14 protein-coding genes are annotated in these 20,396 nt (G+C 71.1%); 10 read left to right on the plus strand and 4 right to left on the minus strand.

Annotated elements, in window-relative coordinates:
- Positions 1 to 44: 44 nt before the first annotated feature.
- Both B072_RS0137485 and B072_RS0137490 read right to left on the minus strand, forming a co-directional pair.
- Positions 45 to 1,592, minus strand: coding sequence for an alpha/beta hydrolase (locus tag B072_RS0137485; RefSeq protein WP_018535125.1), 1,548 nt, complete (start codon positions 1,590 to 1,592; stop codon positions 45 to 47).
- Between the two features lie 78 nt (positions 1,593 to 1,670).
- Positions 1,671 to 4,448, minus strand: a complete 2,778-nt coding sequence (locus B072_RS0137490) for a lysylphosphatidylglycerol synthase transmembrane domain-containing protein (protein ID WP_026246707.1) — start codon at positions 4,446 to 4,448, stop codon at positions 1,671 to 1,673.
- A gap of 164 nt (positions 4,449 to 4,612) precedes the next feature.
- Here B072_RS0137490 and B072_RS0137495 point away from each other — a divergent pair, with 164 nt between their 5' ends.
- The 5 genes from B072_RS0137495 to nudC all read left to right on the plus strand — a co-directional run bounded on the left by B072_RS0137495 (position 4,613) and on the right by nudC (position 14,658).
- Positions 4,613 to 4,978: an MGMT family protein gene (locus B072_RS0137495; RefSeq protein WP_018535127.1), complete on the plus strand. Its 366-nt coding sequence runs from the start codon at positions 4,613 to 4,615 to the stop codon at positions 4,976 to 4,978.
- A 278-nt stretch (positions 4,979 to 5,256) separates the two neighbouring features.
- Positions 5,257 to 8,619: an ATP-dependent helicase gene (locus tag B072_RS0137500; RefSeq protein WP_078506715.1), complete on the plus strand. Its 3,363-nt coding sequence runs from the start codon at positions 5,257 to 5,259 to the stop codon at positions 8,617 to 8,619.
- Positions 8,620 to 8,682: 63 nt separating this feature from the next.
- Positions 8,683 to 12,201 carry an ATP-dependent DNA helicase gene (locus tag B072_RS0137505; protein ID WP_018535129.1) on the plus strand — a complete coding sequence of 1,173 codons (3,519 nt, stop codon included), beginning with the start codon at positions 8,683 to 8,685 and terminating at the stop codon, positions 12,199 to 12,201.
- A gap of 10 nt (positions 12,202 to 12,211) precedes the next feature.
- Complete coding sequence (locus B072_RS0137510) at positions 12,212 to 13,624, plus strand: dipeptidase (RefSeq protein WP_026246709.1); 1,413 nt, start codon at positions 12,212 to 12,214, stop codon at positions 13,622 to 13,624.
- Positions 13,625 to 13,710: 86 nt separating this feature from the next.
- Entirely contained in the window at positions 13,711 to 14,658 is a 948-nt protein-coding gene (nudC, locus tag B072_RS0137515) for an NAD(+) diphosphatase (RefSeq protein WP_018535131.1), read from the plus strand.
- Between the two features lie 18 nt (positions 14,659 to 14,676).
- Here the strand turns inward: nudC and B072_RS0137520 are convergent, their stop codons facing one another.
- Entirely contained in the window at positions 14,677 to 14,919 is a 243-nt protein-coding gene (locus tag B072_RS0137520) for a mycoredoxin (protein ID WP_018535132.1), read from the minus strand.
- Between the two features lie 162 nt (positions 14,920 to 15,081).
- On the opposite strand from B072_RS0137520, the gene B072_RS0137525 reads away from it, so the two are divergent.
- The 5 genes from B072_RS0137525 to B072_RS47135 all read left to right on the plus strand — a co-directional run bounded on the left by B072_RS0137525 (position 15,082) and on the right by B072_RS47135 (position 18,978).
- Positions 15,082 to 17,304 carry an ATP-dependent DNA helicase UvrD2 gene (locus B072_RS0137525; protein WP_078506731.1) on the plus strand — a complete coding sequence of 741 codons (2,223 nt, stop codon included), beginning with the start codon at positions 15,082 to 15,084 and terminating at the stop codon, positions 17,302 to 17,304.
- A gap of 161 nt (positions 17,305 to 17,465) precedes the next feature.
- Positions 17,466 to 17,789: a hypothetical protein gene (locus tag B072_RS47130; RefSeq protein WP_078506717.1), complete on the plus strand. Its 324-nt coding sequence runs from the start codon at positions 17,466 to 17,468 to the stop codon at positions 17,787 to 17,789.
- Between the two features lie 188 nt (positions 17,790 to 17,977).
- Positions 17,978 to 18,346: a WhiB family transcriptional regulator gene (locus tag B072_RS0137535; RefSeq protein WP_026246710.1), complete on the plus strand. Its 369-nt coding sequence runs from the start codon at positions 17,978 to 17,980 to the stop codon at positions 18,344 to 18,346.
- A complete protein-coding gene (locus B072_RS0137540; protein ID WP_018535136.1) occupies positions 18,343 to 18,666 on the plus strand; it encodes a hypothetical protein in 324 nt (107 codons plus the stop codon). Before B072_RS0137535 ends, B072_RS0137540 begins: the two co-directional genes overlap by 4 nt.
- Before the next feature lie 108 nt (positions 18,667 to 18,774).
- A complete protein-coding gene (locus tag B072_RS47135) occupies positions 18,775 to 18,978 on the plus strand; it encodes a hypothetical protein (RefSeq protein ID WP_078506718.1) in 204 nt (67 codons plus the stop codon).
- Here the strand turns inward: B072_RS47135 and B072_RS0137550 are convergent, their stop codons facing one another.
- Positions 18,979 to 20,367 (minus strand): ABC1 kinase family protein, encoded by a 1,389-nt coding sequence (locus B072_RS0137550; RefSeq protein WP_018535138.1) that lies wholly within the window; start codon positions 20,365 to 20,367, stop codon positions 18,979 to 18,981.
- Between the last annotated feature and the right edge of the window lie 29 nt (positions 20,368 to 20,396).

Genomic DNA, 20,396 nt, shown 5'->3' on the forward strand with positions numbered 1-20,396 from the left:
AAGGCCCGCGGGTGGCTGCTCGAGCCTGTGGACAACCCCCGGGATCACGAGCAGACCGTTCCCTCGTTCGGGACCTTCCCGTTGAGGAGATAGCCGTTCACAGCGCTGTGCACACACGAGTTGCCGCTGTCGTACGCCCCGTGCCCCTGGCCCTTGTACGTCAGCTCGACGCCCACACCGTCGCCCAGCGCGTCGACCATCTTCTTCGCACCCTTGTACGGGGTGGCCGGGTCTCCGGTGTTGCCGACGACGAGGATCGGGGCGGACCCGGAGGCGCTCACGTCCGGGTGGTCGGCCGCGCCGTCGACGGCCCAGCCGGTGCAGCTGAGCATGCCCCAGGCCAGATAGTCGCCGAACAGCGGCGAGGCCTTGCGGAACTCGGGCAGCTTCGCCTCGACGTCCTTCGCCGTGTAACGCGGCTTGTAGTCGGCGCAGTTGATGGCCACGTTGGCCGCCTGCATGTTGCTGTACTTCCCGTCGTCGTTGCGCCCGTTCATCGAGTCGGACAACGCCATGAGGATCTTGCCGTCGCCGTCGTACGCCTGCTGCAGCCCCTCGGTGAGGTACTCCCAGAAGTCCTTCGAGTAGAGGGACTGCGCGATTCCGTTGGTCGCCGCGGTCTGGGTCAGGTCGCGTGGGAAGATCCCCGGGATCGGCTTCTCGTCGAGCTCCGTCAGCAGCTTGGCGATCTTGTCCTTGACCTCTTGCGGGGTGTCGCCGACGGGGCAGTCCTCGACCTTGGAGGTGCAGTCCTTCGCGTAGTTGTCGAGAGCGAGCTGAAAGCCCTCGGCCTGGCCGAGGGAGCTCTGCTCCGGGGCCTCGGTCGGATCGACGACACCGTCGAACACGGCGCGGCCCACGTTCTTGGGGAACAAGTGGGCGTACACGCCGCCCAGTTCGGTCCCGTAGGAGATGCCGAAGTAGTGCAGCTTGTCGTCGCCGAGCACCTGACGCATCAGGTCCATGTCGCGGGCCGCGTCGGTGGTGCGGACGTGCGGCAGGACCTTGCCGGAGTTCTTCTCGCAGGCGCCGTTGAACGTCTTGATGTTGTCGACGAGCTTGTTCCGCTCTTCGGTGTCGTCGGGCGTCGAGTCCTGCTCGAAGTACTCGTCGAGCTGGTCGTCGTCCTCGCACTCGACGCCCGCGCTGCGGCCCACTCCGCGCGGGTCGAAGCTGACCAGGTCGTAGCGCGTGCGCAGCTTCTCGTAGTCGGAGCCGAACGCCGGCAGGGTGGTGACGCCCGAGCCGCCGGGACCGCCGAAGTTGAAGATCAGCGACCCGATGCGCTTGTCCTCGTCGCCGCTCGACTTGGCGCGGATCAGGGCGAGGTCGATGGTGTCGCCCTTGGGGTCGTCCCAGTCGAGTGGCGCCTTCATGGTGGCGCACTGCCATGCGGAGCCGCCCGGCAGCGGGGACGGCGAGGCCCCTCCGCCCTCGGAGTCCGACGGCGCCGGACAGTCCTTCCAGCTCAGGTTCTGGGACGGCAGATCCACGTCGTCCTGCGAGTCGCTGCTGCACGCCGCCAGCGAGGCGGAGAGCAGAGCAGCGGTGACGGCCAGGGCAGCGGCGCGGGGCCGGGACGCAATGGGCATGCGTCCATCCTGCGGCGGCCGGGTGCGGGGCGCGCTTGCTACGGGCTGTGCGGGTGAGGACCGGCAGGCCGTGAGGTCCTACAGCGCGCCCTTACGGGTCAGGTGGTTGAAGAACAGCCACCCCGGCAGTACGGGCAGCCACAGGGTGAGCAGTCGGTACAGCAGCACCGCGGGCGCAGCCACTTCCTTCGGGAGGCCGATCGCGATCAGACCCACCGTCAGCGTCGCCTCGACGGCGCCCACACCGCCCGGTGTCGGCGCGGCCGAACCGAGCGCGTTGCCGGCCAGGAAGACGACCGCCACGCTGGCCAGGCTCAGGCTCGTGGTGCTGTCCCCGAAGGCGCGGATCGAGGCGTCCAGGCACATCACGAAGCAGGCCGTGAGGAGCAGCATGCCGCCGATGCCGGTGAGCAGCTTCCGCGGCCGCTGCAGGACGTCGAGCATGCGCGGCACGACACCGGCGAACAGCGACCGCACGCGCGTGACGACGAATTTCCGCAGGAAGGGGATCGACGTCACCACAAGGACGAGCACAGCGACCGTCAGCAGACCCGCGATGACCGTACGGGAAGGCGACAAGGAGGGCGTCTTCTCCGTCCCTGTCAGGTAGCCGAAGGTCAGCAACAACAGGATGTGACTGCACATGCCGAACAACTGCGAGGCGCCGACACTGGCGACCGCGAGACCGGGACGTACACCGGCCCGCTGCAGGAAGCGCGTATTGAGCGCCACGCCGCCGACCGCCGCCGGAGCGACGATCTTCACGAACGAACCGGCGACCTGGGCCGCGACGGTCCGCATGAAGGGCACCCGTTCCGGCACGAAGCCGAGCAGGCTCATCGCCGCGGCCACATAGCTGAGCGCGGAGAAGACCACGGCGAGGCCGACCCAGCCCCACTCGGCCTCGCCGACGATCGCGCCGAAGTCGATGTGCGTGAGCTGTGACAGCAGGAAGTACGCGCCGATCGCACCGGCGATGAAACTGATCAGTGTGCGCGGTCTGATGCGCTCGAGACGCGCCGGTTCGACGGGCGCCTGCGGCCGGATGCGGAGCACCTGGTGGCGGATCTGGGTGAGCAGATCCTCCTCGCGGGCCTCGTCCAGGGCTTCGTCGAGGGCCCGCTTCTCGGCCTGCCGCTCGGCCTTCTCGGTCTTCTTCTCGGTCTTTTTCTCGGCGCGTACGGACTTCTTCGCGTCGCTCTCGGCGGCGGCATCATCCGCACGTAGCTGCTTGGCCTTGCTGGACGCCTCCAGGACGGCCTCGCGCTCGCGCTGGGCGCGCTCCCGCCCGAGCCTGCGCAGCGTCGCTCTGGTGGTGCGCGTGAGGGCGATCGGCTGCAGCAGCGGCAGACAGTCGGCGACCGGATCGGGGCCGAGCACGCCGACGGCCGACGCGACCGCCCGTTCGGCGCCCACGCGCAGGCCCAGGGTCGTGAGCATCTGCGCGATGTCCATACGCAGCACCAGGTCGCCCGCGGCGATCTCCCCGCCGCGCAGATCCGTGAGGATCACGTTGCCGGAACGATCCACCAGAATCGCGTCGCCCGCGAGCCGCCGGTGCGCGATCCGCCGTGACTGGAGCGCCTGCACCTGCCGCCAGGTGTCGCTCAGCAGCTCGTCGGTGATCTCCGCGTCCGGCATCGAGTCGAGGGAGCGGCCGCCGACGTGCTCGTAGACGAGCATCACGGCGTCGGGGCCGAGCTCGGAGGTGGCGATCAGCTTCGGCGCGTTCGCCCCGGCCGAGATGGCCGCGTAGGCGAGCAGCGCCTCCTGCTCCAGCGCCTGGCGCAGCGACTGGAGGCTGCGGCCCGTGGTGATGCCCCGCAGCGTCAGGCGCCGCCACACCCGGTAGAAGAAGCCCTGAGCCTGCTGCTCCCGGTCCACGACCGTGACGTCCAGGGGCGCACCGTCCTCCAGGGTGACGAAGTAGCGCCGCCCCCGGTCGCCGTTCTCCGTGGCGCCTTCATGCGCCTCCTCGCGGGAGGCGTTGACGGGGTGGAAGCCGACGTGGCGCAGGCCCGCGAGGAGCGTCTGCCCGGTGGGGCGCACATTGGGGGAGCCGACCGCGTACAGCGTTCCGTAGGCGACGGTCCAGCCGATGAGGATCGTCAGGATGATCGAGAACGGCGTCGTGTAACCGGTGACCAGCATCGTGAACGCGTCGAGCAGGAGCACCACCCACAGGACCACACGCCATCGTGGTCGCCGGGACATGCCGACCGCCGTCATATAGGCGATGACGGGCGCCAAGTAGCCGTGCACCGGGTCGGTCAGCGCATGGATGTCGCTGGGCGACACCTTGGTGAGCGCGTCCTGGATGGACTGCGGCGCCGCCTTGGCGACCCAGAGGTCGGTCGCGAGCGTCACCCCGTGGGCGAGCACCGCGGCGAGCACACCGTCGGCGATCCGCAGTCCGTCCCGCTTGATCAGCCGCTCGATGGCGAACGCCACCGGGACGAGCAGGATGGCGATGCTCGACGCGAACCCCGCGAACTTGGTCAGCAGGTCGGGGGCCTGTTCGGTGCCCTTGTTGATGTCCTGGGCGAAGCCCGTCGTCGTGGCGTGCGCGAACGCGGCGATGGCCAGCAGCACGGCGACCGCGAGCAGGCCGGCGAGCAGGCGCATGAGATCGGAAGGACGGTGCACGCGCGCGGGGAGCAACGGTTCGTCGCCGTCGACCCGCTCCGCGTGCGCGTCGGACTCGGCGCAGTCGGGATCGTGCAGCGGCTGTTCGTGCTTGGTCTCGGTGGCCGTCTCGGCCGTGTCCTCAGGGCGCGCCGGTGTCACAGAGGTGCCCTCCGCCTTGTCGGGGTGCACGCTCTGCTGCTCCGTCGTCTCTTCTTGATCTCGTATCACCAGTCACCGCCCGCACGATGGTGGCATGTCCCATCGCCATAGGGGGGCATCAGGGTGCATTCGAGGAGCGCAAAGTCGTCGGCAAGCGCCTTCCTGTACGTCCCTCCATGGCGCCGCCCGTAGGTCCCGCCATGTTGTCGGTGCCGTGGGGCAGGATGGGCCGGATGAGCGAGGAGAGCGAGCCGGCAGGAGAACTTCCCGAGTACGCGGAGCGAGTCCTCGAGGTGGCCGAGCTGATTCCGCCCGGGCGCGTCATGACGTACGGGGACGTCGCCGAGTGGCTGGAGGAGGGCGGGCCGCGCCAGGTCGGGCGCGTGATGGCCCTCTACGGAGGAGCGGTGCCGTGGTGGCGTGTCGTGCGCGCCGACGGGGCGCTGCTGCCCGGCCACGAACTGCGGGCGCTCGACCACTACCGGGAGGAGAGCACGCCGCTGCGCGAGGCCTCCCGCGCCGCCGCGGGCCATCTGCCGCGCCTCGACATGAAGCGCGCGCGGTGGGACGGGCAGACACGTACGGAAGCTCACAATTGACAGCTTCGGCCATCCCGCGCGCGGGCGGGGTGCCGGTGGCCCGTACGGGGGAAACGGGGAGCGCGGGGCACTCCGCGGCGTCCGTGTCCGTTCGTGAGACAGCGCACACCTGTGCCGAACGGGGCGCGAGGGAGGCACCGGAAGCCCGGCTTCCGCCACACTCGACGGCGTAGCGTCGACGGCACCGTCGATGGCAGACACCTCCTTCACCCCGTAGCCCCCGCCGCACGCGGACGGCGCATCGACCACCAGCACACCCACCAGGACCAGCGATCCACGTGAGCTCCTCTTCGTCCACCCGGCACCTGTCGCCGCACCAGGCTCGACAGGGGATTCCCGGCGCGTACCGACTGGTGCGTACCCCGCCGGCGCCGGTGGACCCCCCTCGTCTGGACGCACATCAGCGTGCGGTGGTTGACCACGCTCACGGCCCCCTGCTGGTGCTGGCCGGTCCCGGGACAGGCAAGACGACGACCCTTGTGGAGGCGGTCTCGGCCCGCATCGCCGAGGGCACCGAACCCGGGCGCATTCTTGTGCTCACGTTCAGCCGCAAGGCCGCCGTCGAACTGCGCGACCGTATGGCGCTGCGCATCGGAGCGGCACGTTCCCCGCAGGCGACGACGTTCCACTCGTTCTGCTACGCCCTCGTGCGCGCCCACCAGGACGCCGAACTCTTCGCGGAGCCCCTGCGGCTCCTGTCCGGCCCCGAGCAGGACGTCACCGTACGAGACCTGCTCGCGGGCCAGATCGACCTGGAGCAGGCCGGTCTCGCGCACGTGCGCTGGCCCGACGAACTGCGCGCCTGCCTCACCACGCGCGGCTTCGCGGACGAGGTGCGCGCGGTGCTCGCCCGCAGCCGTGAGCTGGGACTGGGGCCTGCCGCCCTCGACTCGTTCGCCCGCCGTATCGGCCGCCCGGACTGGCGCGCGGCCGCCACCTTCCTGGCCGAGTACCTGGACGTCCTCGACATGCAGGGCGTGCTCGACTACGCGGAGCTGGTGCACCGCGCCGTGCTGCTCGCGCACCGCACCGAGGTCGCCGGCCAGTTGGCCGCGCAGTACGACGCCGTGTTCGTCGACGAGTACCAGGACACCGACCCGGCCCAGGTACGACTGCTGCACGCGCTCGCCGGGGGAGGCCGCACCCTGGTCGCGTTCGGCGACCCCGACCAGTCGATCTACGCGTTCCGCGGCGCGGACGTGAACGGCATCCTGGACTTCCCCCACGACTTCCCCCGGGCGACCGGCGCACCCGCCCCGGTCGAGGTGCTCACCACCTCCCGGCGCTCCGGCGCGCGCCTCCTGGAGGCCACCCGTCGCGTCACCCAGCGGATGCCGCTGACCAGGCTCCCCGCGGACAAGGTGCGCGCCCACCGAGAGCTCGCCCCGGTACGCGACGGTGGCCGGGCCGAGGTCTACACGTACCCGACCTCCGGTACGGAGCTCGACAACATCGCGGACATCCTGCGGCGCGCCCACCTGGAGGACGGTGTCCCGTGGAGCGACATGGCCGTCCTGGTGCGCGCGGGCGCCCGCAGCATCCCGTCGGCGCGGCGCGCTCTCGCGGCCGCAGGCGTCCCGGTCGACATAGACGGGGACGACCTGCCGCTGCGGCACGAACCGGCGGTGACGCCCCTGTTGACCGCGTTGAAGGCGGTGGCGCAGGGCTCCGCGGAAGCCGCTTCTCCAGAAGGCGATGCTTCGGAGGCTCCGGACGCCGATGCTCCGGACGCCGATGCTGAGGAGGCCGAGGATTCCGGGGCGCCCTGCTGGCTGGACACCGAGACCGCCCTCACACTGCTCGGCTCGCCGCTCGGCGGCATGGACGCAGCCGATCTGCGTCGCCTCGGGCGTGCCCTGCGCGAGGAGGAGCGCACCGCGGGCAACCACGTGCCGCCGCCCTCCGACGACCTGCTCGCCCGCGCCCTCGCCGAGCCCGAGCGGCTCGCCGCGCACGACCCGGCATACGCGCGCGGGGCGCAGCGCCTCGGCATGCTGCTCGCCGCAGCCCGCGGGATGCTCGCCGAAGGCGGCACCGCAGAAGAAGTCCTCTGGGAACTGTGGAACGGCACGCCCTGGCCGCAACGCCTGGAGCGAGCCGCCCGGCGCGGCGGTGCCGCGGGACGCAACGCCGACCGCGACCTGGACGCCGTGTGCGCACTGTTCGCGGTCGCCTCCCGCGCGGAGGAACGCACCGGTGGCAGCGGCGCGCGCAACTTCCTGGAGGAGATCGAGGCCCAGGACATCGCCGCCGACACGCTCGCCGGGCGCGCCGTGCGCCCCGACGCCGTCCGCCTGATGACCGCGCACCGCTCCAAGGGCCTCGAGTGGCGCCTCGTCGTCGTCGCGAGCGTGCAGGAGGGCCTGTGGCCCGACCTGCGGCGCCGCGGCTCCCTCCTGGAGGCCGACCGCATCGGGCGCGACGGGCTCGCCGAACCGCTCACGCCGGGCGCCCTCCTCGCCGAGGAGCGCCGACTGTTCTACGTGGCCGCCACGCGCGCGCGGGAGCGCCTGGTCGTCACCGCCGTGAAGGCCCCCGCCGACGACGGCGACCAGCCGTCCCGGTTCCTGACCGAACTCGGAGTCGAACCCAAGGACGTCACGGGCCGCCCGCGTCGCCCCCTGTCCGTCGCCGCCCTGGTCGCCGAGCTGCGCTCCACGACCGTCGACCCGCGCGTCTCCGAAGGGCTCCGCGAGGCCGCCGCCCGCCGCCTGGCCCGGCTCGCCGGACTCAGCGACGACGACGGCAGACCCCTCGTGCCGTCCGCTCACCCCTACCGCTGGTGGGGCATGTACGAGCCCACCGAGAGCAAGGTCCCGCTGCGCGACCGCGACAAGCCCGTCGTGCTCTCCGGGAGCGCCCTCGACCAGCTCGCCAACACCTGCGCGCTGCAGTGGTTCCTGGGCCGCGAGGTCAAGGCCGACGCTCCCGCCACCGCGGCCCAGGGCTTCGGCAACGTCGTGCACGTCCTGGCCGACGAGGTCGCTTCCGGGCGCACCCCCGCGGACCTGGCCGTCCTCATGGAGCGCCTCGACTCCGTATGGGACGCCCTCGCCTTCGACGCACCCTGGAAGTCGGCGCAGGAGAAGGAGCACGCGCGCGTGGCGCTCGAACGCTTCCTCCAGTGGCACGTCATGGACCGCAGCGGACGTACCCCCGTCGCCAGCGAGCACGACTTCGACGTCACGCTGGAAGCGGGCTCCTACGAAGTACGCATCCGAGGCTCCATGGACCGCGTCGAGCGGGACGCCGAAGGCCGCGCCTACGTGGTCGACTTCAAGACCGGGAAGCAGGCGCCCAGCGCCGCCGACGTCGCCCGCCACCCACAGCTCGCCGTCTACCAGCTGGCCGTCAGCGAGGGCGCTGTGGACGAACCGTTCGACGGAGCGCGCCCCCATCCCGGTGGCGCCGAACTGGTGCAGCTGCGCCAGGGCGCCGCGAAGAAGGACGGCGGCGAGACGATCCCCAAGGTGCAGGCCCAGGAACCGCTCGAAGGGGAGTGGGTCGGCGATCTCCTCGCCACCGCGGCCGGCAAGGTCCTCGACGAGCGCTTCGCGCCGACCACCGGCCAGCACTGCACCCACTGCGCGTTCCGGGCCTCGTGCAGCGCGCGACCCGAGGGCAGGCACGTCGTGGAGTGACGTGCGCCTCCACCGCGGTGGAACGGACCGGCGCTGTCAGTGGTGCCGGTTAGCCTCGATGAGGTGACCACACGCCTCACCGACCCCGAGCAGCTCAAGGAGCTGCTGGGCATCCCGTTCACCCCGGAGCAGACGGCCTGCATCACGGCGCCGCCCGCGCCGCAGGTGATCGTGGCCGGGGCCGGATCGGGCAAGACGACGGTGATGGCCGCGCGCGTGGTCTGGCTGGTGGGCACCGGGCAGGTCGCGCCCGAACAGGTCCTGGGCCTCACGTTCACGAACAAGGCCGCCGGCGAGCTGGCCGAGCGTGTCCGCAAGGCACTGATCAAGGCGGGCGTCACCGACCCCGACACCATCGACCCGGACAACCCTCCGGGCGAGCCCGTGATCTCCACGTACCACGCCTTCGCGGGCCGCCTCCTGACCGATCACGGCCTGCGCATCGGGCTCGAACCCACGACGCGGCTGCTCGCCGACGCCACCCGCTTCCAGCTCGCCGCACGCGTGCTGCGCGAGGCACCGGGCCCCTATCCGGCCCTCACCCGCTCTTTCGCGGACCTGGTCAGCGACTTGCTCGCACTCGACTCCGAGCTGGCCGAACACCTCGTACAGCCGGGCAGACTGCGCGCGTACGACCAGGAACTGCTCCGCGACCTGGAAGGCGCCAAGCTCAGCAACGCGGACCTGCGCAAGGTGCCCGACGCCGCGGCCGCGCGCCTGGAGCTGGCCGAGCTGGTGGCCCACTACAGGACGGCCAAGCGCACACGGGACGTCCTCGACTTCGGCGACCAGATCGCCCTCTCCGCGACCCTCGCGAGCACCCGGCCCGAGGTGGGAGAGATCCTGCGCGACGAGTTCCGGGTCGTCCTGCTCGACGAGTACCAGGACACCTCCGTGGCCCAGCGCATTCTGCTCGCGGGCCTGTTCGGCGGCGGCACCGGTCACGCCGTCACCGCCGTCGGCGACCCCTGCCAGGCGATCTACGGATGGCGCGGCGCGTCCGTCGCCAACCTCGACGACTTCCCCCTGCACTTCGCGTACGCCGACGGCCGCCCGGCCACCCGCTTCGCCCTCAGCGAGAACCGCCGCAGCGGCGGCCGCCTCCTCGACCTCGCCAACGGCCTCGCCGAGCCGCTGCGCGCCATGCACGCGGGCGTGGAGGCCCTGCGGCCCGCCCCCGGGGCCGAGCGCGACGGCGTCGTGCGCTGCGCTCTCCTGCGCACCCACAGCGAGGAGATCGACTGGCTCGCCGACTCCATCGCCCACCTGGTCGCCACCGGCAAGGCGCCCGGTGAGATCGCCGTCCTGTGCCGCACCGCGACCGACTTCGCCGAGATCCAGGGCGCGCTCGTCGCCCGAGACATCCCCGTCGAAGTGGTCGGCCTCTCAGGGCTGTTGCACCTCCCGGAGGTGGCGGATCTGGTCGCCGTGTGCGAGGTGCTCCAGGACCCCGGGGCCAATGCCGCCCTGGTCCGCCTGCTGACCGGACCGCGCTGGCGCATCGGTGCCCGCGACCTCGCTCTCCTGGGCCGCAGGGCGCGCTTTCTCGTCTCCCACGCGCGCGGGGGCGAGGACGATCCGGACCGTCGCCTGGCCGAGGCCGTCGAAGGTGTCGACCCGTCCGAGGTGATATCGCTGGCGGACGCGCTCGACACGTTCCTGGAGACCTCGGTGGAGGCCGACGGGGACGACGACGGGCTGCCGTTCTCGCCGGACGCGCGCGTGCGCTTCGCCCGGCTCGCCACCGAACTGCGCGACCTGCGCCGCTCGTTGTCCGACCCCCTCATGGACGTACTGCACCGCGTCCTGGCGGTCACCGGCCTGGAGGTCGAACTCTCGGCGTCCCCGCACGCCTTGGCGGCCCGCCGCCGCGAGACGCTGTCCAACTTCCTGGACGTCGCCGCCTCCTTCGCGGCCAACGACAGCTCCGCGTCGCTGCTCGCCTTCCTCGGCTTCCTGCGCACCGCCGCCCAGTACGAGAAGGGCCTCGACAACGCGCTGCCGGGCGGCGAGAACACCGTGAAGGTGCTCACCGCCCACAAGTCCAAGGGACTTGAATGGGACGTCGTCGCCGTCCCCGGGCTCGTGAACGGCACGTTCCCGAGCACCCAGGGCCGCGAGAAGTGGACCGCCCAGGGCAAGGTCCTGCCGCACGCCCTGCGCGGCGACGCCGCCACCCTGCCCGACATCGAGGCGTGGGACTCCAAGGGCATGAAGGCCTTCCACACCGACATGAAGGACCACCAGCACACCGAGGAACTGCGCCTGGGCTACGTGACGTTCACACGCCCCCGCACGCTGCTGCTCGGCTCCGGCCACTGGTGGGGCCCCTCCCAGAAGAAGAAGCGCGGCCCCTCCGACTTCCTTCAGGCGCTGTACGACCACTGCGCCGCCGGACACGGCGAGATCGAGGCATGGGCGGACGAACCGGCCGACGACGAGGAGAACCCGGCCCTTCAGGAGGCGTCGGCCGAGCAGGCCTGGCCCCTGCCCCTGGACGAGGCCTCCCTGGCCCGCCGCCGCCAGGCCGCCGACACCGTCCTCGCCCACCTGGAGCGCGCCGCGGGCCCCGCACAGGCACGCGCCCACACACAGCCCCACCCGGCCGCCCACGAAGAGCCGCCCTTCGAGGACCCGGACTGGCCGCCCCCGCCGGACGACGACTTCCTCGACGAGGACGAACCCGTTCACGCGGACGAGGAGTTCCCGGACGACTGGGAGAACCTGCCCTCCCGGCGCCCGACGGTCCCGCACCCCGCCCCGCACCCCCAGACGCGGTCCCACGCGCGCGTGCCTCAAGGGCCGACCGCCGCGGTGCCGCACCCCGCGTTCGCCCCCGAGCCCGAGCTCACGCCTGAAGAGGCCCGCACCATCGACTCCTGGGACCGCGACCTGGACGCCCTCGCCGGGGAGCTGATGCGAGCCCGAGCCGCCGTGCGCGACGTACCCGTGCCGCACTCGCTCACCGCCTACCAACTGATGCGCATCGCCGCCGACCCCGACGGCTTCGCCCAGGAGCTGGCCCGGCCCATGCCCGCCCCGCCGCAGCCGGCGGCCCGCCGCGGCACCCGTTTCCACGCCTGGGTCGAATCCCGCTTCGAAGAGCTGAGGCTGCCGCTGCTCGACCCGGAAGAGCTGCCCGGCAGCGACGCCGAGATCGCCGACGAGCGCGACCTGGAAGCGCTCAAGGAAGCCTTCGAGCGGACGTCGTACGCGCACCGCACCCCGTACCGGATCGAGCTCCCTTTCCAGCTGGCCATCGCGGGGCGCGTCGTGCGCGGCCGCATCGACGCCGTCTACAAGCAGGGCGAAGGCGACGCGACCACGTACGAGATCGTCGACTGGAAGACCGGCCATCAGCAGAACGCCGACCCTCTTCAGCTCGCCATCTACCGGCTCGCCTGGGCCGAGCAGCACGGTGTGCCGCCGGAGTCGGTGGACGCCGCCTTCCTGTACGTACGCACAGGAGAGACGGTCCGCCCGCGCAGCCTGCCCGGACGGGCGGAGCTGGAGCGACTCCTCACCCAGGAGCCGCAGGTCGTGGAAGAGCCGCCGGACGAGCACACTCCGGCGGGGGACTAGGCTCGTGACCATGAGCAAGCCCGTTGACAACGCCGTCAGCACCGTCCGTGCGTACATCGAGAACCACCGCGAGGCCTTCCTCGACGACCTCGCCGCGTGGCTGCGGATCCCCTCTGTGTCCGCCCAGCCCGCCCACGCACCGGACGTGCGACGCAGCGCCGACTGGCTCGCCGCCAAGCTGACCGAGACGGGCTTCCCGACCGTCGAGGTGTGGCCGACGGCCGGCGCCCCCGCCGTCTTCGCCGAGTGGCCCTCCGAGGACCCCCAGGCCCCCACGGTGCTCGTCTACGGACACCACGACGTGCAGCCCGCCGCCCGCGAGGACGGCTGGGACACCGAACCCTTCGAGCCCGTCGTCGTGGGAAATCGCCTCCACGCGCGCGGGGCGGCGGACGACAAGGGGCAGGTGTTCTTCCACACACTCGGCGTGCGGGCTCACCTCGCCGCCACCGGCCGCACCGCCCCCGCGGTCACCCTCAAGCTGCTCGTCGAGGGCGAGGAGGAGTCCGGCTCCCCGCACTTCCGGGAGCTGATCGAGGCCCACAAGGAGCGGCTCGCCGCCGACGCCGTGATCGTCTCCGACACCGGCATGTGGTCCGAGGACACCCCCACGGTCTGCACCGGCATGCGCGGCCTCGCCGACTGCGAGCTCGAGCTGTACGGGCCCGACCAGGACATCCACTCCGGCTCCTTCGGCGGCGCCGTCCCGAACCCGGCGACCGCCGCCGCCCGCCTGGTCGCCGCGCTGCACGACGAGCACGCGCGCGTGGCCGTCCCCGGCTTCTACGACGGCATCGTCGAGCTCACCGACCGGGAGCGCGAGCTCTTCGCCGAGCTGCCCTTCGACGAGGCGCAGTGGCTGCGCACGGCGAAGTCCCACGCCACCCACGGAGAGGCCGGGCACACCACCCTGGAGCGCATCTGGGCCCGCCCCACCGCCGAGGTCAACGGCATCGGCGGCGGCTACCAGGGCCCCGGCGGCAAGACGATCGTGCCGTCGTCGGCCCAGCTCAAGCTCTCCTTCCGGCTCGTCGCCGGCCAGGACCCCGACCACGTAGAGAAGGCCGTCACCGCCTGGGTCGCCGAACAGCTGCCCGCCGGGATCCGGCACGAGATCACGTTCGGGGCCGCCACCCGGCCGTGCCTCACGCCGCTCGACCACCCCGCCCTGCAGTCCGTCGTCCGCGCCATGGGGCAGGCCTTCGAGCAGAAGATCCGCTTCACGCGCGAAGGCGGCTCGGGCCCCGCCGCCGACCTCCAGGACGTCCTCGACGCACCTGTGCTGTTCCTCGGCATCTCCGTCCCCTCGGACGGCTGGCACGCCCCGAACGAGAAGGTCGAACTCGACCTCCTCATGAAGGGCGTGGAAACAGCCGCCTACCTGTGGGGCGATCTTGCCGAGAGCTGGGCAGATGCACCCTGAACGAAGCACAGCGCACCCGCCCCGCCGTACGTCCTGCTGAACCGCCTGCCGAACCACCCATTCCACCGGGGGAGTTGGAAGCACCCGTGACCACCTGGACCGACCGCACCGCCGACCGACCGCTCTCGCTCGCCGCCCCCAGCGGCATCGACCGCGCCGCCCACCACCGCCTCGACGAGGCGTGGCTCGCCGCCGCGTGGAGCCACCCCACGACCCGGGTCTTCGTGGTCTCCGGCGGCCAGGTGCTCATCGACGAGACATCGGACGGCACGACGGAACTGGTCATGACGCCGTCGTTCGAAGCCCCCCTCACGGAAGCGCACCGGTACTTCCTGGGCACCGACGACGACGGCGTGAGCTACTTCGCGCTGCAGAAGGACACACTTCCCGGACGCATGGACCAGTCCGCGCGCCCCGCCGGGCTGCGCGAGGCGGGAATGCTGCTCTCGCAGCGTGACGCCGGCCTCATGGTGCACGCCGTCGCCCTGGAGAACTGGCAGCGACTGCACCGCTTCTGCTCCCGCTGCGGCGAACGCACCGTCATCGCCGCCGCGGGCCACATCCGCCGCTGCCAGGCCTGCGGGGCCGAGCACTACCCGCGCACCGACCCGGCCGTGATCATGGCGGTCACCGACGAGCAGGACCGCATCCTCCTCGGCCGCCAGGTGCACTGGCCCGAAGGCCGCTTCTCGACGCTCGCCGGCTTCGTGGAGCCCGGCGAGTCCATCGAGCAGTCGGTGCGCCGCGAGGTGTGGGAGGAGGCCGGTGTGATCGTCGGCGACGTCGAGTACGTCGCCAGCCAGCCCTGGCCGTTCCCGTCCAGCCTGATGCTCGGCTTCATGGCGCACGCCACGTCCACCGAGATCAACGTCGACGGGGACGAGATCCACGAGGCGCGCTGGTTCTCCCGCGACGACCTGCGGGCCGCCTTCGAGTCCGAGGAGGTCATGCCTCCCTACGGCATCTCGATTGCGGCCCGCCTGATCGAGCTCTGGTACGGCAAGCCCCTGCCGAAGCCCAGCGACGCGCTGTAGGCCCCGGCTCCGGGAGCCTCAGACGCCGATCTTCTGCTTGACCTGCGCCAGCGAGGGGTTGGTCAGCGTCGAACCGTCGTCGAAGAGGACGGTGGGGACCGTCTGGTTCCCGCCGTTCGCCTTCTCGACGAACGCCGCGGACTCCGGGTCGTGCTCGATGTTGACCTCGGTGTACGCGATGCCCTCGCGGTCCATCTGCTTCTTCAACCGCTGGCAGTAGCCGCACCAGGTGGTGCTGTACATCGTCACAGTGCCCGGCATGTTCCTCGCGCTCCTAAGTGGCTGGGGATACGTGTTCGCAATGAGACGAACGTACGCGACCGGGCACTCATTCCCGCACGTCGGGCGCATAAGTATGACCGGCACCCACAGCCTGTGGACAACGCGACGCATCCGCCCCCGCCGACCTGGCAGCATGGCGGGGTGACAGCAGCAACGCACTCCACCCTGTTCCCGCAGGTCCCGGAATCGCCCGACGCGGTGCTCGACGGGCTCGACCCCGAGCAGCGCGCCGTGGCGACCGCCCTGCACGGTCCGGTGTGTGTGCTCGCGGGCGCGGGCACCGGCAAGACGCGCGCGATCACCCACCGCATCGCGTACGGCGTCCGCGCCGGGATCCTCCAGCCCAATACCGTCCTCGCCGTCACCTTCACCAACCGCGCCGCGGGCGAGATGCGCGGCCGGCTCCGACAGCTCGGCGCCGGGGGAGTGCAGGCCCGCACCTTCCACTCCGCCGCCCTGCGCCAGCTCCAGTTCTTCTGGCCGAAAGCGGTCGGTGGCGAGCTGCCCCGGATCGTCGACCGCAAGATCCAGCTCGTCGCCGACGCCGCGGCCGCCTCGCACATCCGCCTCGACCGCGGTGAGCTGCGCGACGTGACGGCGGAGATCGAGTGGTCCAAGGTCACCCAGACCGTCCCCGGGGACTACGCGGCAGCGGCCCACAAGGTGGGTCGCGAGTCCCCCCGCCATCCTGCCGAGATCGCCCAGATCTACGCCGACTACGAGAAGCTCAAGCGGGACCGCGGCGTCATCGACTTCGAGGACGTGCTGCTGCTGACCGTCGGCATCCTGCAGGACCGGCAGGACATCGCCGAGCAGGTCCGCGCCCAGTACCAGCACTTCGTCGTCGACGAGTACCAGGACGTCAGCCCCCTCCAGCAGCGCCTGCTCGACCTGTGGCTCGGCGACCGGGACAACCTCTGCGTCGTCGGCGACGCCAGCCAGACGATCTACTCCTTCACCGGTGCCACCCCTGACCACCTGCTCAACTTCCGCACCCGCCACCCGAGCGCCACCGTCGTCAAGCTGGTCCGCGACTACCGCTCGTCGCCCCAGGTCGTGCACCTGGCCAACGGCGTTCTCGCCCGGGCCAAGGGCCGTGCCGCCGAGCACCGGCTCGAGCTGATCTCACAGCGCGAGGCGGGTCCCGAGCCGGAGTACGTCGAATACGCCGACGAGCCCACCGAGGCCGAGGGCGCGGCCCGGCGCATCCGCGGGCTGATCTCCTCCGGGGTCTCCGCCGGCGAGATCGCGATCCTGTTCCGGACGAACGGGCAGTCGGAGATCTACGAGCAGGCCCTCGCCGACGCCGGAGTGCCCTACCAGCTGCGCGGCGCGGAGCGCTTCTTCGAGCGGCCCGAGGTCCGCAAGGCCGGACACTCCCTGCGCGCGGCGGCCCGCTTCGGGGACAACGACGCGGGACTCGACGAGGCCGTCGACCTGCCCTCCCAGGTGAGAGCCGTTCTCTCCGGCGAGGGCTGGACGACCCAGCCGCCCGCCGGATCCGGCGTCACGCGCGAGCGCTGGGAGTCCCTCGCCGCCCTCGCCCGGCTCGCCGAGGACTTCGCGCGGGCCAAGCCCGAGGCGACCCTGGCCGACTTCGTCGCGGAGCTCGACGAGCGGGCGAACGCCCAGCACGCCCCTACGGTGGAAGGCGTCACGCTCGCCTCGCTGCACGCGGCGAAGGGCCTTGAGTGGGACGCGGTGTTCCTGGTCGGTGTCGCCGAGGGCATGATGCCGATCTCGTACGCCAAGACCGACGAGCAGGTCGAGGAGGAGCGACGGCTCCTGTACGTCGGCGTGACCCGCGCGCGGCGCCACCTCGGCATCTCCTGGGCACTGTCCCGCTCGCCGGGTGGCCGGCCGAATCGCAGGCCGAGTCGCTTCCTCGACGGCCTGAGGCCGGGCTCCACCGGCCCCGCCGGGCGCGGTGCGAACGGTGGGCGCGGCGGCGTCGAGCACGGTGTGCGGTCGGACGACGCCGCATGGGAGCCGCCCGCGGGGGCTCGTCGCCGCGGTGACAGGAAGGTGGCGCGCTGCCGCGTGTGCGGGCACACGCTCGACGCAGCCGAGATGAAGCTGATGCGCTGCGAGGACTGCCCGTCCGACATGGACGAAGGGCTGTACGAGCGGCTCATCGAGTGGCGCGCCCGCACGGCGGCCGAGCTCGGGCAGCCGGCGTTCTGTGTCTTCACCGACAAGACCTTGATCGCCATCGCGGAGGCCTCGCCGGACGACGAGCGTGACCTGTCCCGCATCCCGGGCGTCGGCCGACGGAAGTTTCGGACGTACGGCTCCGATGTCCTCGCCATTTGCGCAGGTCAGGCAGTGGGAGATGAGGTCGATGACGTCGTGGAGGACGACTGATTCAAACTCGTCGAAAAAATAGTTTGCGCATGCCCCAGCAATCCCCATAGGTTCTTAATCACGAAAGCAGCGGCCTTCTCGAAGGCCCTGGTTCCGTGTTGTACTTGAAAGCCGTCGGACCGGTTCACCGGTCCCCTAGACGCCGAGAGGAGGCGATTCCAGTGATCAGCATCAACGCCAGCTCCATCAGCACCGTCAAAATGACCGATCGCTCGGTCGTCGCTTCCTGCCTGCTCGGCTTCTCGAACCTGGGCACCGGTCTGTCTGGCATCAACGCCATGCGTCCGGAGTCCGGCATGTCCCTCGCGTCCCTTCCGATTCACGAGGGCAATGAGCGACCGACCAAGGCACCGGAAGCAGTAGCGACGGCACAGGCTCAGGCCTATGCCTTTGCAGCGGCCGGTGCCGGATTCCGGAAGCAGACGACGCAGCACCACACGATGTGGGCCTTCCGTGGGCCTGAACCCTGGAGTGATCCAGCCTGATCTTCGATCAGGCCGGCGCCTTCAGGGCCGCGGAACCCCATCCGGGATCCGCGGCCCTTCTGTTTTCCCGGAAGAACCAGCGGTCTTCCGAGGGACCAGTACGAAGGGGCCTCGGGACAACAAAAAAGAACCCGGTACCACCGCCACCCGGCCCACCGGCCGGAACGACAGACGAGGAAGACGAAACCGTGCAACTCGAAGCGCACGCCCCGTCCGTACCGCCTTCAGAACCTCTTCCCCCGCCCGTCCCCACGGAGGACTCCACCTTGAACCCGCTGACTGCGCTCACCGCGCTCGACGACGCCATCGAGAACCTCGGCGTGCCCGTCCCCTGCCGTGCCTACGACCCCGAGGTCTTCTTCGCGGAGTCGCCGGCGGATGTCGAGTACGCCAAGTCCCTCTGCCGTACCTGCCCGCTGGTCGAGGCCTGCCTCGCCGGTGCCAAGGAGCGGCGTGAGCCGTGGGGCGTTTGGGGTGGCGAGCTGTTCGTCCAGGGAGTTGTCGTGGCCCGCAAGCGGCCGCGTGGCCGCCCGCGCAAGAACCCGGTCGCGGCATGAACACCCCTGGAACGATCGACCGCCCCCTGACGCACGACCCCAAGAAGCAGGCCTCGATGAAGCCGTCCACGAGCGAGCCCGCCGGCTCCGTGACCTCAGACTTTTCTACATCCGACGCGAACGACTCGCGTCAGAACAGGACCCGACAGATGCAACTCATCCCAGAAGCCCTGGCTCGTGCGCATATGCACGAGCGGCTGCGTGAGGCCGACGTCGAACGCCAGGCCATGCGCCTGGTGATCGCCCGTCGGATGCAGCGTCGCGCCGAGCGCGCGTCGCTGCGCGCCCGCCGCGCGCTCGCCATGGCCGTCATGCAGTAATCCAGTACGCAGCACTCAGCTGTTCACGCGGGGGTCGGTCCGGATCGGGCCGGCCCCCGCGGTGCGTTGGACCGGGCGATCACCGGCGCACGGAGTTATCGTCGCCGGGTGACGTCTCGTCCTGGCGGGGACTCCGCGCAGCCATCGGATCGGCCGGCCCTCGTGTGTGCCCGGTGCGGCACGACCGTCCAAGACCTGCCGTTGACCTGGACGTGCTCCGTCGAGGGCGGCGTGCGACGCTACTTCTGCGACACCTGCGCCCGGGAGAACATCAGGGCCATCGAGGGGCGGCTCGACTCCGACTGGTGGTGATCAGGCCTCGGCGGCCGGTGGCTGCTGCGCCCCCACCTCGGACACGTCCTCCTCGTACTCGTACTCCTCGGGCAGGAATCCCGGTACCCACGCCTCCAGTTCGTCCCTCAGTCGTACCGTGGCGCCCAGCTGGCACAGCACGCCGATCGTGCTGAGCGTCACCCGGTGGATCAGCAGGTACGCCGGGGGCAGGTTGAGCTGCTTGCCCAGTTGGTGGGCGGGGGAGCGGGGGTCGGCGATCCGTGCTGCCTGGTTGCGCATCCAGGAGCGGGTGAAGGTGAACTCCTCGACCTGGGCCGGCTCGATGATCGGCAGCAAGTAGTCGAGCACCGCGTCCGGTTCGAGCTCGATCGACTCCTTGACGAAGCCCTCCTCGCGCAGCAGCTCGTAGACCGCGCTCGCCTCGCCGTCCAGCGTCATCCGCAGGGAGTCGCCGATCGGCTCGGGCAGTCCGCCCGGGAGGCGGTCCACGGTGCCGAAGTCCAGCACGCCGAGACGCCAGCCACCCTTGTCGTCGGGCAGCAGCCGGAAGTTCCCGGGGTGCGGGTCCGCGTGCAGAAGCCCCGTACGCGCGGGTCCGGAGAACAGGAAGCGGGCCAGCAACTGACCGGCGCGGTCGCGCTGTTCCCTGTTGCCGTCGTTGATGATCTCGGCGAGCGGTATCCCGTCGATCCATTCCGTCACGAGGACCTGGTCGCACTGGTGCACCACGCGCGGCACCACGACATCGGGGTCGTCGTCGAACTCCTCCGCGTGCGTCTGCTGTGCCTGCGCTTCCAGCGCGTAGTCCAACTCCTCCGAGACGCGGTCGCGCAGTTCGGCGATGAGCGGCTTGATGTCCATCCCCGGGATCAGTGGCCCCAACAGGCGGGCGAAGCGGCCCAGTTGATTCAGGTCCGAGAGCAACGCGTCGCCCGCGCCCGGATACTGGACCTTCACGGCGACCTCCCGGCCGTCGCGCCACACCGCGCGGTGCACCTGGCCTATCGACGCCGCGGCCGACGGCTTCTCCTCGAACTCCAGGAACAGCTCGCGCCACTGCTCCCCGAGTCGCTGTTCGAGGACCGTGTGCACGGTGCGGGTCGGCATCGGAGGCGCAGCCTCCTGGAGCTTGGTCAGAGCGGCGCGATAGGGGCCCGCCACCTCCTCCGGCAGGGCGGACTCGAAGACGGACAGCGCCTGCCCGAACTTCATGGCCCCGCCCTTGAGTTCGCCGAGCACTTTGAACAGCTGCTCCGCCGTGCGCTGTTGCAACTCGCGGCCGACGATCTCGGCGGACTTGCCGCCGATGCGCTTGCCGATGCCCCAGGTCGCACGTCCCGCGAAGCCGATGGGCAGTGCGGCCAGCTTGGCGGTACGGGTAACCGCCTTCCGGGGAAGATCAGACATACACCCCTCCAAGTGCCGGACAGCCGTGC

The organism is Streptomyces sp. HmicA12 (assembly GCF_000373565.1).
In the GTDB taxonomy this organism is placed as follows: Bacteria; Actinomycetota; Actinomycetes; order Streptomycetales; family Streptomycetaceae; genus Streptomyces.